The 15,521-nt window shown below is 63.0% G+C and carries 9 protein-coding genes; 5 read left to right on the top strand and 4 right to left on the bottom strand.

The window, feature by feature from the left end:
- Window positions 1-39 precede the first annotated feature (39 nt).
- Window positions 40-2,415: a TonB-dependent Fe(3+) dicitrate receptor FecA gene (fecA, locus tag K5Q02_RS07235; protein ID WP_225837822.1), complete on the top strand. Its 2,376-nt coding sequence runs from the start codon at window positions 40-42 to the stop codon at window positions 2,413-2,415.
- Window positions 2,416-2,559: 144 nt separating this feature from the next.
- Here fecA and K5Q02_RS07230 read toward each other — a convergent pair whose 3' ends face one another.
- The 4 genes from K5Q02_RS07230 to trxA form a co-directional block, all read right to left on the bottom strand.
- Entirely contained in the window at window positions 2,560-3,525 is a 966-nt protein-coding gene (locus K5Q02_RS07230) for a CDP-6-deoxy-delta-3,4-glucoseen reductase (RefSeq protein WP_225837820.1), read from the bottom strand.
- Complete coding sequence (gene ubiD / locus K5Q02_RS07225) at window positions 3,525-4,991, bottom strand: 4-hydroxy-3-polyprenylbenzoate decarboxylase (RefSeq protein ID WP_225837818.1); 1,467 nt, start codon at window positions 4,989-4,991, stop codon at window positions 3,525-3,527. The genes K5Q02_RS07230 and ubiD overlap by 1 nt, the downstream gene beginning before the upstream one ends.
- Before the next feature lie 118 nt (window positions 4,992-5,109).
- Complete coding sequence (gene rho / locus K5Q02_RS07220) at window positions 5,110-6,369, bottom strand: transcription termination factor Rho (RefSeq protein ID WP_042552300.1); 1,260 nt, start codon at window positions 6,367-6,369, stop codon at window positions 5,110-5,112.
- Window positions 6,370-6,608: 239 nt separating this feature from the next.
- On the bottom strand, window positions 6,609-6,935 hold the full coding sequence (gene trxA / locus K5Q02_RS07215) for a thioredoxin TrxA (protein ID WP_073262724.1): 327 nt from the start codon (window positions 6,933-6,935) through the stop codon (window positions 6,609-6,611).
- A 253-nt stretch (window positions 6,936-7,188) separates the two neighbouring features.
- On the opposite strand from trxA, the gene ppx reads away from it, so the two are divergent.
- The 4 genes from ppx to selO all read left to right on the top strand — a co-directional run bounded on the left by ppx (window position 7,189) and on the right by selO (window position 15,514).
- Window positions 7,189-8,694: an exopolyphosphatase gene (ppx, locus tag K5Q02_RS07210; RefSeq protein ID WP_225837816.1), complete on the top strand. Its 1,506-nt coding sequence runs from the start codon at window positions 7,189-7,191 to the stop codon at window positions 8,692-8,694.
- Between the two features lie 210 nt (window positions 8,695-8,904).
- The gene (locus K5Q02_RS07205) at window positions 8,905-10,647 is read left to right on the top strand and encodes a potassium/proton antiporter (protein WP_225837814.1); all 1,743 of its coding nucleotides are present in this window, start codon (window positions 8,905-8,907) and stop codon (window positions 10,645-10,647) included.
- Between the two features lie 68 nt (window positions 10,648-10,715).
- Window positions 10,716-14,054 carry a mechanosensitive channel MscK gene (gene mscK / locus K5Q02_RS07200; protein ID WP_225837812.1) on the top strand — a complete coding sequence of 1,113 codons (3,339 nt, stop codon included), beginning with the start codon at window positions 10,716-10,718 and terminating at the stop codon, window positions 14,052-14,054.
- Window positions 14,051-15,514 carry a protein adenylyltransferase SelO gene (gene selO / locus K5Q02_RS07195; protein WP_225837810.1) on the top strand — a complete coding sequence of 488 codons (1,464 nt, stop codon included), beginning with the start codon at window positions 14,051-14,053 and terminating at the stop codon, window positions 15,512-15,514. The genes mscK and selO overlap by 4 nt, the downstream gene beginning before the upstream one ends.
- Window positions 15,515-15,521: the final 7 nt, after the last annotated feature.

The following is a 15,521-nucleotide window of genomic DNA, read 5'->3' as shown; positions in this document are numbered from 1 at the left end:
TCGACTGGCCCTTCAATACACCACCCATTGGAGGGCAACATGGTCTCGCTCACGTCCTTTACCAGCCGTCACCCGCTCACCCTCGCCATCGGCCTGACCCTTGGCGCCCTGAGCACACTTCCGATCAACCTGGCCGTGGCCGCCGAGAACCCCGCGACCAGCACGGCAACCCACAGCTATGACGTGCCCGCCGGCCCGCTGGGTACTGCACTGTCGCGCTTCGCCGCGCAGAGTGGCGTGCTGCTGTCCTTCGATCCCGCTCTGACCGCCGACAAGAGCAGCGCGGGCCTGAAGGGTAGCTACGGAGTCGACGAAGGCTTCGCCAGACTGCTGCAAGGCAGTGACCTGAGCACCGAGCGGGACGCCGACGGCGGTTACCGCCTGCGGGCGCTGAGCAGCGTTGCCAGTGGCGAACCCCTGCAGTTGCAGGCCTCCAGCGTGGTGGGTGACTGGCTAGGAAGCGCCGATGCGCTCGATGTGTACAACCACCCGGGCGCTCGCGACGTGATCCGCCGCGAAACCTTCGAGCAGGTGGGCGCCAGCAGCGCCCGGGAAGTGCTCAACCGCATTCCCGGTGTCAACGCGCCGGAAAACAATGGCACCGGCAGCCATGACCTCGCGCTCAACTTCGGCATCCGCGGCCTCAACCCGCGCCTGGCCTCGCGTTCAACGGTATTGATGGATGGCATTCCGGTGCCCTTCGCACCCTATGGCCAGCCACAGCTGTCCCTGGCCCCGATCTCCCTGGGCAACATGGACGCCATCGACGTGGTTCGCGGCGGCGGCGCGGTACGTTACGGCCCACAGAACGTCGGCGGTATCGTCAACTTCGTGACCCGCGCCATTCCTGACCAGCCGACCATCAAGGGCGGCTTGCAGACCGAAGTCAGCCCTTCCAGCAGCCAGGATGGCTTCAAGAAGACCGGCAACCTGCTGATCGGCGGCACCAACGAAAATGGCCTGGGCGGCGCGCTGCTCTACTCGGGTACCCGCGGCAGCGACTGGCGCGAGCACAGCGACACGCAGATCGACGACCTGATCCTCAAGGGCAAATACAGCGCCGACGATGTGCACACTTTCTCGGCCATGGGTCAGTACTACGAAGGTGAAGCCGACATGCCTGGCGGCCTCAGTACCGCGGCCTTCGATGCCGATCCGTATCAGTCCACCCGCCCCTACGACAGCTTCTGGGGCCGCCGCACCCTGGCCAGCGCCAGCTACACCTACACACCGGACGCCGATCGCGAACTCAGCGTGACCAGTTTCTTCACCAAGACCCTGCGCAGTGGCTTTCTCGATCAGCGCAACATTCTTTCCCTGTCGCCTCGGGAATACTGGGTACGCGGTATCGAGACCCGCTACTCCCAGGCCTTCGATACCGGCGCACTGCACCACGAAGTGGGCGTGGGCTACCGCTATGTCAGCGAGGAGAGCCACGAGCAGCGCTTCGTCAATCCAGCCAGCAGCGGTGTATTACCGAGCACCAGCAGCCAGCGTGATCGCAACAGCCGCGGCGAAACCGAAGCCAGCGCGGTGTATATCGATGACCGTGTCGATATCGGCAACTGGACCATTACCCCTGGCGTGCGCTACGAGAAGATCGCCTCGCGCCAGGACAACAAGCTCAACGGCACCCGTGCCGCCGGGCGCTACAACACCGCCCTGCCGGCGCTGAACGTGCTGTACCGGGTCAATGATCGGGTCAACCTGTACGCCAACACCGAGGGCTCCTTCGGCGCCGTGCAGTACAGCCAAATGGGCAAGGCGCTGGCCAGCGGCGACGTCGAGCCGGAGAAGGCACGCACCTGGGAACTCGGCACGCGCTATGACGACGGCCTGCTGCAGGCGGAAATCGGCGCCTTCCTGATCAACTTCGACAACCAGTACGAGAGCAACCAGCAGACCAACGACGTGACCGCACGGGGCGAGACCCGCCATCGCGGCGTGGAAAGCAGCCTCAACTACGCCCTGGAGGCACTGAACCCGGCACTCAGCGGCCTGTCGGTGTACGCCACCTACACCTTCGTCGATGCCGAGATCCGCGAGAACGGCGCCAACAAGGGCAATCAGGTGCCCTTCTCGTCGCGTCACAAGGGCGTGGTGGGCGCTCGCTATGAAACCGGCCCGTGGCAGTGGGGCGTGGATGGCAGCTACCAGAGCAGCCAGTTCGCCGACAACGCCAATACCAAGGCGGAAAACGCGGCAGGCAACAACGGCGAGATTCCCGGCTACATGGTATGGGGGCTGCGCGGCGCGTACGACTTCGGCCCGCAGCTGTCCGACCTGACGGTCGCGGCGGGGGTCAAGAACGTGTTCGGTCGTGAGTACTACACCCGCTCGTTCGACGACAACAACAGCGGCAAGTACCTCGGCCAGCCGCGCACCGTCTATCTGCAGACGTCGCTGGCATTCTGATCGGTGGCGGTGAACGCCTGACCGTAGCCCGTCACTGAGCGCAGCGATGTGCGGGGAGCGTTCGTCGGGCATGTACCCATGTCACGATGAACACTGCCCTGGGTTTCGCTGCGCTCTACGCCAGGCTTCGCGGCGTTGCGCGGGTCAGCGTGGCGCGTAGGCGAATACGTCGGCGCGCATCTGGTGGGCGTCCATGCCGGCTTCGACCAGCGCATCCAGCGTGGCGTAGACCATGCTCGGGGAGCCGCTGGCGTAGACGTGCAGTGCGCCAAGGTCGTCGAAGTCCTCGCGGATCGCTTCGTGCAGCAGGCCGCAACGGCCCTGCCAGCCACACTGGTCGCTGACCACCTGGTGCAGGAACAGATTGGGCAGCGCCTGCCATTCATCCCAGTGCGGCAAGCTGTAGAAATCCTCGGGCTGCCGCGCCCCCCAGTACAGGTGTACGGGATGCTCGAAGCCGCGCGAGCGACATTCCTCGATCAGGCTATGCATCTGCGCCATGCCGGTACCGGCGGCGATCAGCACCAGCGGGCCGTTCGGCAGCTCGGCCAGATGGGCATCGCCGAACGGCAGTTGCACCCGCGCCACACCGTCCTCGCGCAGTTGCTGCAGCAGGTTCAAGGCGCTCGCTTCGCGGCCAAGGATATGCAGCTCCAGATCGCGACCTTCCTGGGGGGCAGACGCCATGGAAAACGCCGACTTCTCGCCATCCCGACGCTCGATCAGCAGGTACTGACCGGCGTGGTAGCGCGGCGGCTTGCCTGCCGGTGCACGCAAGCGCACACGCCAGACGTCGCCACCGGCATCGATGCACGCCAGCACCTGACAGCCCAGGCTGCGTACCGCGAGTTCACCAGGCGCCAGCACACCATCCCAGTGCAGCACACAGTCTTCCAACGGTTCGGCAATGCAGGTGTACAGCTCGCCGTGGTCGAGTTCGGCATCGCCTTGGCGCACGCGCCCTTCGACCAGCAGCGCCATACACACGTGACAATTGCCATTACGGCAGCTCTGCGGGCAGGTGTAGCCGAGGCGCCGGGCAGCATCGAGGATGCGTTCGCCGGCGTCGACATCGAGAACCGCACCGGACGGTTGCAGGGTGACCTTCATCAATCGATTCCCAACTGGCTCCAGATTTCATCCACACGACGCGTGACCGCGTCGTCCTTGACGATCGCCCGCCCCCACTCGCGATTGGTCTCGCCCGGCCACTTGTGGGTGGCGTCGAGGCCCATCTTCGAGCCCAGACCGGAGATCGGCGAAGCGAAATCCAGGTAGTCGATCGGCGTGTTCTCAATCATCACCGTGTCGCGCTTGGGATCCATGCGCGTGGTGATGGCCCAGATTACGTCGTTCCAGTCCCGGGCGTTGATGTCGTCGTCGGTGACGATAACGAACTTGGTGTACATGAACTGTCGCAGGAACGACCACACACCGAGCATCACGCGCTTGGCATGACCGGGGTACTGCTTCTTGATGGTCACCACCGCCATGCGGTAGGAACAGCCTTCCGGCGGCAGGTAGAAGTCAGTGATTTCGGGGAATTGCTTCTGCAGAATCGGCACGAACACTTCGTTCAGCGCCACGCCGAGAATCGCCGGCTCATCCGGCGGCCGACCGGTGTAGGTCGAGTGATAGATCGGGTCGCGACGCCGGGTGATGCGCTCGATGGTGAACACCGGGAAGGTGTCGACTTCGTTGTAGTAGCCGGTGTGATCGCCGTACGGCCCCTCTGGCGCGGTCTCGCCCGGATGGATAACGCCCTCGAGGACGATTTCAGCACTGGCCGGCACCTGCAGATCACTGCCGATGGCCTTGACCAGCTCGGTACGGTGGCCACGCAACAGGCCGGCGAACGCATATTCGGACAAACTATCGGGCACCGGCGTCACCGCGCCGAGAATGGTCGCCGGGTCAGCGCCCAGGGCCACACAGACTGGATAAGGTTTGCCTGGATGCTTCTCGCACCACTCGCGATAGTCCAGCGCGCCACCACGGTGGCTGAGCCAGCGCATGATCACCTTGTTGCGACCGATGACCTGCTGGCGGTAGATGCCGAGGTTCTGGCGCTCCTTGTTCGGCCCCTTGGTGATCGTCAGACCCCAGGTGATCAGCGGTGCCACATCGCCCGGCCAGCAATGCTGGATTGGCAGTTTGCCGAGGTCGACGTCATCGCCCTCCTCGATCACTTCGTGGCACGGCGCATCCTTGAGCACCTTGGGCGCCATGCTGATGATTTTTCTGAAGATCGGCAGCTTGCTCCAGGCATCCTTGAGCCCCTTCGGCGGCTCAGGCTCCTTGAGAAATGCCAGCAGTTTGCCGATTTCGCGCAGCTCCGACACCTCTTCCGCGCCCATGCCCAGCGCCACGCGCTTCGGCGTGCCAAACAGGTTGCCGAGCACCGGCACATTATGGCCAGTGGGGTTTTCGAACAGCAATGCCGGGCCGCCCTTGCGCAGGGTACGGTCGCAAATCTCGGTCATTTCCAGGATTGGCGACACCGGCGCCTGAATGCGCTTGAGCTCGCCGCGCTGTTCCAGGCCGCGGATAAAGTCGCGCAGGTCGCGATACTGCATGCTGGAGCCTCTCGAATCGGGGCGCAAAGTTTAGCGCCGAAGTCGGTATTGCAGAAGAATAGCGATACTACAGACAGACAAAAGCCGGGTTTCCCCGGCTTTGTCATACCACCAGACGTTACTTGCGCTTCATGGACATGAAGAACTCGTCGTTAGTCTTAGTGGCCTTGAGCTTGTCGATCAGGAACTCGATGGCGGCGATCTCGTCCATCGGGTGCAGCAGCTTGCGCAGAATCCACATGCGCTGCAGCTCATCTTCAGCGGTCAGCAACTCTTCGCGACGGGTACCGGCGCGGTTGATGTTGATGGCCGGGAACACACGCTTCTCGGCGATACGACGATCCAGGGGCAGCTCCATGTTGCCGGTACCCTTGAATTCTTCGTAGATCACTTCGTCCATCTTCGAGCCGGTTTCGACCAACGCGGTAGCGATGATGGTCAGCGAACCGCCTTCCTCGATGTTACGCGCGGCACCGAAGAAGCGCTTCGGCTTCTCGAGAGCGTGGGCGTCGACACCACCGGTCAGCACCTTGCCGGAGCTCGGGATCACAGTGTTGTAGGCACGCGCCAGACGGGTGATGGAGTCGAGCAGGATGACCACATCCTTCTTGTGCTCGACCAGGCGCTTGGCCTTCTCGATCACCATCTCGGCGACCTGTACGTGGCGGGTTGGCGGCTCGTCGAAGGTCGACGCAACCACTTCGCCGCGCACGGTGCGCTGCATTTCGGTCACTTCTTCCGGACGCTCGTCGATCAGCAGAACGATCAGGTGGCACTCGGGATTGTTACGCGCAATGTTCGCTGCGATGTTCTGCAGCATGATGGTCTTACCGGCTTTTGGCGGTGCGACGATCAAGCCACGCTGGCCCTTGCCAATCGGCGCGCAGAGGTCGATCACACGGCCGGTGATGTCCTCGGTGGAGCCGTTACCGGCTTCCATGGTCAGGCGCTTATTGGGGAACAGCGGTGTCAGGTTTTCGAACAGAATCTTGTTTTTCGCGTTCTCGGGACGATCAAAGTTGATCGTGTCGACCTTGAGCAGCGCGAAATAACGCTCGCCTTCCTTTGGAGGGCGGATCTTGCCAACGATGGTGTCACCGGTGCGCAAGTTGAAGCGACGGATCTGGCTCGGCGAGACGTAGATATCGTCTGGGCCAGCGAGATAGGAAGCGTCTGCAGAGCGGAGGAAGCCGAAGCCGTCCTGGAGAATCTCCAGCACGCCATCACCAGAGATTTCCTCGCCGCTTTTCGCGTGCTTTTTCAGCAGGGAGAAAATCACGTCCTGCTTGCGCGAACGGGCCATATTTTCTATGCCCATCTGTTCGGCCAATTCGAGCAGTTCGGTAATCGGCTTTTGCTTGAGTTCAGTCAGATTCATATAGGAATGACGTAATCGTAAAGGAGGGGATGGTAAGCATTGAGCTTGAGAGGCCGCGGCGCAGATAGGCGACAGGCGCCCGCTTTATTGTCGAATGTTCGATTAGGAATGCGTCGGCAGCGGCGTGCAGGGGGTCACTTAGGAAAAGCAACGGCCCCGAATGTAACATCGGCTTTACGAATGCGTCTAGCCTTTACACAGAAAAAAGCCCCGCTGTTTACGGGGCCTTTCGGGGCAGCTTACAGGTTGGCGTCGATGAAAGCGGCCAGCTGCGACTTGGACAGAGCGCCGACCTTGGTAGCTTCGACACTGCCGTTCTTGAACAGCATCAGAGTCGGGATACCACGCACGCCGTACTTCGGCGGGGTGTCCTGATTTTCGTCGATGTTCAGTTTGCAGATCTTCAGCTTGCCCTGGTATTCCTTGGAAATTTCGTCCAGAACCGGTGCAATCATCTTGCACGGGCCGCACCACTCAGCCCAGTAGTCGACCAGTACCGGGCCATCTGCCTGGATGACATCCTGGTCGAAGCTGGCATCGCTGACGTTGGTGATGAATTCACTCATGGGAAGTCTCCGTGTTCGCGGGCAATAACGATAAAGTGGCGCCATCATAGCCCGGCTAGGCTGACACAGGAAGGCGCGCGCCATTGAGCGTAGCCATGTCGCCTATCAACAATAACGATGGGAAATACCCCAGGCAGGCCACGCGGCACAACGTGCCGACCACACAATCCACCACCCCACAGCCGCAGTATGCGTTGGCGCGCGCGCCCTATCGTGGCACGATGACGGGGTTCTGCCTCGAGATAAACTGATCATGCCGCACACCCATGCTGAGTCCTTTCCCCTGGTCGCCGCCATCGACCTGGGCTCCAACAGCTTCCACATGGTGCTGGCCAAGGCCGATCATGGCGAAATCCGTATTCTCGAGCGGCTCGGTGACAAGGTGCAGTTGGCGGCGGGTATCGATGAACAGCGCCTGCTCAGCGAAGAAGCCATGCAGCGCGGTCTCGACTGCCTGCGCCGCTTTGCCCAACTGACCAACAGCCTGCCCCAGGGCGCCGTGCGTATCGTCGGCACCAATGCGCTGCGCGAAGCCCGCAACCGGGCCGAGTTCATCCGCCGCGCCGAGGCGCTGCTGGGCCATCAGGTGGAAGTTATCTCCGGTCGCGAGGAAGCGCGGCTGATCTACCTCGGCGTCTCCCACACCATTGCCGACACACCCGGTAAACGCCTGGTGGCCGATATCGGTGGCGGCAGCACCGAATTCATCATCGGCCAGCGTTTCGAGCCGCTGCTGCGCGAAAGCCTGCAGATGGGCTGCGTAAGCTACACACAGCGTTACTTCAAGGACGGCAAGATTACCCCGGCACGCTATGCGCAGGCATACACCGCTGCGCGCCTGGAAATCATGGGCATCGAGCACGGCCTGGCCCGCCTCGGCTGGCAGGATGCGGTGGGCGCCTCGGGCACCATCAAGGCCATCGGCCTGGCGATCCAGTCTGCAGGGCTGAGCACCAACGGCGAAGTGACCAGCGAAGGCCTGGCCTGGCTCAAGCGCAAAGTGTTCAAGTGCGGTGACGTCGAACGCCTCGATCTGGACGGCCTGAAGCCGGATCGCCGGCCAATCTTCCCGGCGGGGCTGGCGATTCTCGAGGCCATCTTCGATGCCTGTGAACTGAACCGCATGAGCCACTCCGAAGGTGCCCTGCGTGAAGGCGTGCTTTATGACCTGCTCGGCCGTCATCAGCATGAGGACGTACGCGAGCGCACGCTGTCGGCGTTCATGGAGCGTTATCACGTCGATCAGGAGCAGGCCGCGCGCGTCGAAGCCAAAGCGCTTTCCGCCCTGGACAAAGTGGCGAAGGATTGGGAGCTGACCGACGACTGGCACCGCGAATTGCTCAGCTGGGCGGCCAAAGTGCATGAAGTCGGCCTGGATATCGCCCACTACCAGTACCACAAGCATGGCGCCTACCTGATCGAGCACTCGGATCTGTCCGGTTTCTCGCGCCAGGATCAGCAGATGCTGGCCCTGCTGGTGCGTGGCCACCGCCGCAACATCCCCAAGGACAAGCTCACCGACTTCGGCGAGGATGGCGTGAAGCTGGTGCGCCTCTGTGTACTGCTGCGTTTCGCCATCCTGTTCCACCACATCCGTGGCAGCCAGAACATGCCGACCGTGCGCTTGAAAGCTGGCCCTACCAGCCTGGCGATTCAGTTTCCCGATGGCTGGCTGGCCGCCAATCCGCTGACTCAGGCGGATTTCGAAAGCGAAGCCGACTGGCTCAAGCGCATCGACATTACCCTCACCGTACGCTGATGCGGTGAGAACGGCACTGCTCCTGCAGTGCCGCTTGAACGCTCCCCTCGATACGCGACAGCTCCTGAAAGGCAGATACGTGCACCGCGCCTCAAGCAGCGGCTTCAGGCAGATAATTCGGCAGCCCATTGAGTTGTAACTATTTTTGACAGCGGCGCCAACACGCAGGCTAGAATCGGGCTCGCCTCATGACCCGGGAGTCACGCCGCCTTGGATGCCAGTACGATCAACAGCCTGCTTCTGGTCGGTGCCCTGATGGTGGGCGCGAGCATCATGGTCAGCTCGCTGTCCTCGCGTCTCGGCATCCCGATTCTGGTCATCATCCTGGCCGTCGGCATGGTGGCGGGCGTCGATGGTGGCGGCATCATCTTCAACAATTACCCGACCGCCTACCTGGTGGGCAACCTGGCCCTGGCCATCATCCTGCTCGACGGCGGCGTGCGCACCCGCGTCGGCAGCTTCCGGGTGGCCTTGTGGCCGGCGTTGTCGCTGGCCACGGTCGGCGTGCTGATCACCACCGGGCTGACCGGCATGGTCGCGGCCTGGCTGTTCGACCTGAGCCTGATGCAGGGCCTACTGATCGGCGCCATCGTCGGCTCTACGGACGCCGCGGCGGTGTTCTCGCTGCTCGGTGGCAAGGGCCTCAACGAGCGGGTCAGCGCGACCCTGGAAATCGAGTCCGGCAGCAACGATCCGATGGCGGTGTTCCTCACCGTGACTCTGATCGACATGCTCGCCAAGGGTCAGGGCGAATTCCACCTGAGTTTCCTCGGTCACCTCGTGCAGGAGTTCGGCATCGGTGCGGTGCTCGGCCTGGGCGGCGGCTGGCTGCTGCTGAAAATCATCAATCGCCTCGAGCTGGCTCACGGCCTGTATCCGCTACTGGTGGTCAGCGGCGGGCTGCTGGTCTTCGCACTGACCAACGCCCTGCATGGCAGCGGTTTCCTGGCCGTGTACCTGTGCGGTCTGGTGCTGGGCAACCGGCCGATTCGTTCTCGCCACGGCATCCTGCACATGCTCGATGGCATGGCCTGGTTAGCGCAGATCGGCATGTTCCTGGTGCTCGGGCTGCTGGTCACCCCACACGATCTGCTGCCCATCGCCCTGCCCGCCCTGGGCCTGGCGCTGTGGATGATTCTCTTCGCCCGCCCGCTATCGGTGATGGTCGGCCTGATTCCGTTCCGCGCCTTCCACAATCGCGAGAAAGTGTTCATCGCCTGGGTCGGCCTGCGCGGTGCGGTGCCGATCATTCTTGCCGTGTTCCCGATGATGGCCGGCCTGCCCAACGCGCAGCTGTATTTCAACCTGGCGTTCTTCATCGTGCTGGTCTCGCTGCTGCTGCAGGGCGCCAGCCTGCCGTGGGTGGCCAAGCTATTGAAAGTCACGGTGCCGCCGGACCCGGCACCGATTTCCCGCGCCGGCCTGGAGGTGCATCCAACCAGCCAGTGGGAGCTGTTCGTCTATCGCCTGGGCGCTGAAAAGTGGTGCATCGGCGCGCACCTGCGTGACCTGAAGATGCCCGAAGCCACCCGCGTCGCTGCCCTGTTCCGCAATCACCAGTTGCTGCACCCCTCGGGCAGCACCGTACTGGAAGCCGGCGACATGCTCTGCGTGATCGGCCATGAACACGACCTACCGACCCTCGGCAAACTGTTCAGCCAGGCGCCGCAACGTGGCCTGGATCTGCGCTTCTTCGGTGATTTCGTGCTCGAAGGCGATGCGCAGCTAGGCGCGATCGCGGCGCTCTATGGCCTGTCTACTGAAGGCCTGGACAGCTCGCTAGAGTTGGGCCGCTTCATTGCCCAACAAGTCGGCGGCGGCGCAGTGGTAGGCGATCAGGTCGAGTGGCAGGGCCTTACCTGGACGGTCGCGGAGATGGACGGGAACAAGATCCGCAAGGTCGGCGTCAGATTCCCCGAAGGCGCCCGCCCGGGGCCCGGTCTATCGTTCTGACAGATCGCCGCGCGGGACTCCCCACCAGTCTGTAGACTCAGCAGGACTCCACCCCCGCGATCATGACCATGCTCTCATTCCGTCGTTTCCTTGCCGTTTCCCTGCTGGGCCTGTGCCTGGCCCAGTCACCTGTCTGGGCCGATGCCAACCCGACCAGCGCCGACGTCCAGCGCAGCCTGGATACCCTCGCCGAGCGCAAATTGGTGGAGCCGGAACAGTCGCTGGTGCGCCAGACACTGGAAAAGACCCTGGCGTCGCTCAACGCTCAGAAGGATAGCCAGGAAAAGCTGGTTGCCCTGGACAAGCAGTTGGCGCAAGCGCCGCGCCAGACCCAGGACGCGCACCGCGAACTCGAAAAGCTCAAGGCCACCAACGTGGTGCCCGTGGCCCAGCGCTACGCCGCCAGCAGCGTTGTGCAACTGGAGCAGATTCTCAGCGAGCGCAGTGCTCAGTCGAGCGACTGGCAGAAGCAGATCAACGACGCCAATACGCTGATCATCACCGCGCAGACTCGCCCGGAACGCGCCCAGGCGGAGATCAGCAGCAACCAGACACGCACCCAGCAAATCAACAACCTGCTCAAGAACGGCAGAGAAGACGGCAAGCCGCTGACTGCAGAGCGTAACAATCAGCTCAAGGCCGAGCTGGCCCAACTCGGCGCGCAGACCCAGTTACGCCGCCAGGAAATGGCCGGCAACAGCGTGCTGCAGGATCTGGGCACTGCCCAGCGCGACTTGCTCGACGAGAAGATCAAGCGCCTGGACGTCGAGCTGCAGGATCTGCAAACGCTGATCAACGACAAACGCCGCGACCAATCCGAGCGCACCGTTGCCGAGCAGTCCATGGAGGCCCAGAAAATGGGCGGCTCCGACACCCTGCTGTCGCGGGAAAGCGCGCTTAACGTCAAATTGTCCGACTATCTGCTGCGCGGCACCGACCGCCTCAACGAGCTGACTCAGCTCAACCTGCGCACTCAGCAGCAGCTCGATAGCCTGAACCAGACCGATCAGGCCCTCGACGAGCAGATCAGCGTCCTGCAGGGCAGCCTGCTGCTGTCGAAGATTCTCTACAAACAGCGACAGGCACTGCCCAAACTCAAGATGGACAACGGCCTGGCCGACGAAATCGCCGATATCCGTCTGTATCAGTTCGAGCTCAACCAGCAGCGCGAGCAGATCACCAGCCCAAGCGCCTACGTCGACAAGATGCTGGCAACCCAGCCGCCGGAAAGCGTGACCCCGGAACTGCGCAGCGCCCTGCTCGACCTGATCGATACCCGTCGCGCGCTGCACGACCGCCTCAACCGCGAGCTCAATGCGCTGCTCAACGAATCGATCACCCTGCAGCTCAACCAGAAGCAACTGCACGACACGGCCTCGGCCCTGCGTGCCACCCTCGACGAGCAGATGTTCTGGATTCCCAGCAACAACCCGCTCAACCTCGACTGGTTCAAGAACGTCCCCACCCAGCTACAGCGGCAGATCGCCGACCTGCCCTGGCTCGACAACCTCAGTCAGCTCGGCGCCGGCCTGATCGAACGCCCGTTGCTGTTCCTGCCGTTGCTGCTGGTGATGGGCCTGTTGCTCTTCAAGCGCCGCTACCTCAGCCAGAAGCTGACCGACCTGCACAAGGACATCGGCCACTTCAAACGCGACAGCCAGCTGCACACGCCGGTGGCGATCCTCCTCAACGTGTTGCTGGCGCTGCCCGGCACGCTGCTGCTGGCGCTGTGCGGCTTCGCCCTGCAGATGGACGCCCGCGGGCTCAACGTCAACCTCGGCTCGGCGTTCCTTGGCATGGCCCAGGCGTGGCTGGTGTTCTACACCGTGTACCGCATCTTCACACCAGGCGGCGTGGCCGAGCTGCACTTCCATTGGGCGCGCTCCCACGTCGCCTACCTGCACCGGCAGATCCGCTGGCTCGGCGTGGTGGTCATGGCGCTGGTGGCAGTGGTCACCGTGGCCGAGCACCAGCCATCGAGCCTGTCAGATGACGTCATCGGCATCGCCGTGGTACTGACCTGCTATGGCCTGATGATCTGGCTGCTGCAGAAACTGCTGCTGCGTGGCCCGGCCCGGGAGAATGCGTCGTCGTTCCGCATGTTCATCGGCGTGCTGTTCAGCATGCTGCCCCTGGGCCTGTTTCTGGCGGTGTGCTTCGGCTACTACTACACCGCCCTGAAGCTCAGCGACCGGCTGATCGACACCCTGTACCTGCTGCTCATCTGGCTGATTGTGGAAGCGGTGTTCGTCCGCGGCCTGGCCGTTGCGGCTCGTCGCCTGGCCTATCAGCGCGCCACGGCCAAGCGTGAGGCACAGACCACGGAAGATGGCGAAGGCACGGAAATCCAGCTCGAGGCGCCGACCCTGGACATCGAGCAGGTCAACCAGCAGTCCATGCGACTGATCCGCCTGACCCTGCTGGGTACCTTCATCGCGGCGATGTACTGGGTCTGGGCCGATCTGATCTCGGTATTCGCCTACCTCGACAACATCACCCTCTACGAATACAACAGCAGCACCGTGGTTGGCAGCGCCGCCTCGTTGATCCCGATCAGCCTGCTCGACGTCCTGTATGCGCTGATCATCGCCGCCATCACCATGGCGCTGGGGCGCAACCTGCCGGGCTTGCTGGAAGTGCTGGTGCTGTCGCGTCTGCGCCTTGCCCAGGGCAGCGCCTATGCGACCACCACGCTGCTGTCCTACGTGATTTTCGGCACCGGCATCGTGGTCACCCTGTCGACCCTTGGGGTGAGCTGGAACAAGCTGCAATGGCTGGTCGCTGCGCTGTCGGTGGGGATCGGCTTCGGCATGCAGGAGATCTTCGCCAACTTCATTTCCGGCCTGATCATCCTGTTCGAGCGCCCGGTGCGTATCGGCGACCTAGTGACCATCGGCGGTGTGACCGGCACGGTGAAACGCATCCATATCCGCGCTACGCACATCATCGACAGCGATCGCAAGGAAGTGATCGTGCCGAACAAGACCTTCGTCACCAGCCAGTTGATCAACTGGACGCTGACCGACACGGTGACGCGCATCGTGCTGACCTTCGTGGTCAACCGCGGCGACGACCTGGAAAAGGTTCGCACCCTGCTGCTGCAAGCGGCCCAGGAGAACTCGCGGGTGATGCGCGACCCGGCGCCGACCGCTCAATTGAGCGTCTATGCACCGGGCGGCCTGACCCACGAGCTGAAGTTCTACGTCAAGGAGCTGGGCGACCGTGGCGCCGCCACCGATGAGCTCAACCGGCGCATCGACCAACTCTTCGCCAGCAACAACATCAACCTCTCCGGCACACCGAAGATGGATATCGTGCTCAGCCGCGCCGCTGCGCCCCATGACACCCTCAAGCTCGACGACGAACAGTTGGCGAGCGCCGAGAAGAATGGCGAGGCCAAACCGTGAAAACCCTCGACACCCTGACCTTCGAAAACCGTTTCGCCGGACTGGGTGACGCCTTTTCGACCCATGTGCTGCCCGAGCCCATCGCCGAGCCACGCCTGGTGGTGGCCAGCGAAAGCGCCATGGCGCTGCTCGACCTCGACCCGCAGGAAGCGCAGCGCGAGGTGTTCGCCGAACTATTCTCCGGCAACCAGCTGTGGAGCGATGCCGAGCCGCGAGCAATGGTCTACTCCGGGCACCAGTTCGGCGGCTACAGCCCGCGCCTGGGCGACGGCCGTGGCCTGCTGCTAGGCGAAGTGCTCAACCACGCGGGCGAGCACTGGGATCTGCACCTCAAGGGCGCCGGCCTGACGCCCTACTCGCGCATGGGCGACGGCCGCGCCGTGCTGCGCAGCTCGATCCGCGAATTCCTCGCCAGCGAAGCCCTGCATGCACTCGGCATCCCCAGCTCGCGTGCGCTGTGCGTCACCGGTTCGAGCACGCCGGTGTGGCGCGAGAAGCAGGAAACCGCGGCCATGCTGGTGCGCCTTGCGCAGAGTCACATCCGCTTCGGCAGCTTCGAGTACTTCTATTACACCCGCCAGCACGACCAGCTCAGGCAACTCGCCGACCACGTGCTGACCAACCATTACCCGCAGTGCCTGGAACAACCGCAGCCCTACGAGGCCTTGCTGCGTACCGTGCAGGAGCGCAATGCCGAGTTGATCGCTCGCTGGCAGGCCTACGGTTTCTGCCACGGCGTGATGAACACCGACAACATGTCGATTCTCGGCATCACCTTCGACTTCGGCCCGTACGCCTTCCTCGACGACTTCGATGCCAAGCACATCTGTAACCACTCCGACGACACTGGTCGCTACAGCTTCAGCAATCAGGTGCCCATCGCCCACTGGAACCTCTCGGCACTGGCCCAGGCGCTGACGCCGTTGGTGGAAGTCGATACGTTGCGATCAATTCTCGACCTGTTCCTGCCGCTGTACCAGGCTCACTACAACGACCTGATGCGCAAGCGCCTGGGCTTCACCACAGCCGAGGACGGCGACGAAGAACTGATCCAGCGTCTGCTGACATTGATGCAAGCGGGTAAATCCACGGACTACCACCTGTTCTTCCGCCACCTCGGTGAGCAGGCTCCCGCCGAGGCACTGCAGGTAGTGCGCAACGACTTCGTCGACCTCCAGGGCTTCGACGCCTGGGGCGCCGACTACCTCGCCCGCAGCGACCGCGAAGGCAGCGATCAGGCCGCCCGCCGGGCTCGCATGCACGCCGTCAACCCGCTCTACGTGCTACGCAACTACCTCGCCCAGGAAGCAATCGCCGCCGCAGAAGGGGGCGACTACGCGCCGGTGCGAGAACTGCACGAAGTGCTGAGCCGCCCTTTCGAGGAGCAAGCTGGCAAAGAACGCTACGCACAGCGTCCGCCGGATTGGGGCAAGCATCTGGAAATCAGCTGTTCGTCGTGAGGCCGTG

The sequence above is a fragment of the Pseudomonas sp. MM211 genome, from assembly GCF_020386635.1.
GTDB lineage: Bacteria > Pseudomonadota > Gammaproteobacteria > Pseudomonadales > Pseudomonadaceae > Aquipseudomonas.
The sequence above is the reverse complement of the archived record's forward strand: the minus strand, read 5'-3'. Positions and strand labels throughout refer to the sequence as shown.

Coding starts and splice junctions, on each gene's coding strand:
- ppx (WP_225837816.1), top strand. CDS start 7,189: ATGCCGCACACCCATGCTGAGTCCTTTCCCCTGGTCGCCGCCATCGAC.
- trxA (WP_073262724.1), bottom strand. CDS start 6,935: ATGAGTGAATTCATCACCAACGTCAGCGATGCCAGCTTCGACCAGGAT.
- fecA (WP_225837822.1), top strand. CDS start 40: ATGGTCTCGCTCACGTCCTTTACCAGCCGTCACCCGCTCACCCTCGCC.
- rho (WP_042552300.1), bottom strand. CDS start 6,369: ATGAATCTGACTGAACTCAAGCAAAAGCCGATTACCGAACTGCTCGAA.
- mscK (WP_225837812.1), top strand. CDS start 10,716: ATGCTCTCATTCCGTCGTTTCCTTGCCGTTTCCCTGCTGGGCCTGTGC.
- K5Q02_RS07230 (WP_225837820.1), bottom strand. CDS start 3,525: ATGAAGGTCACCCTGCAACCGTCCGGTGCGGTTCTCGATGTCGACGCC.
- ubiD (WP_225837818.1), bottom strand. CDS start 4,991: ATGCAGTATCGCGACCTGCGCGACTTTATCCGCGGCCTGGAACAGCGC.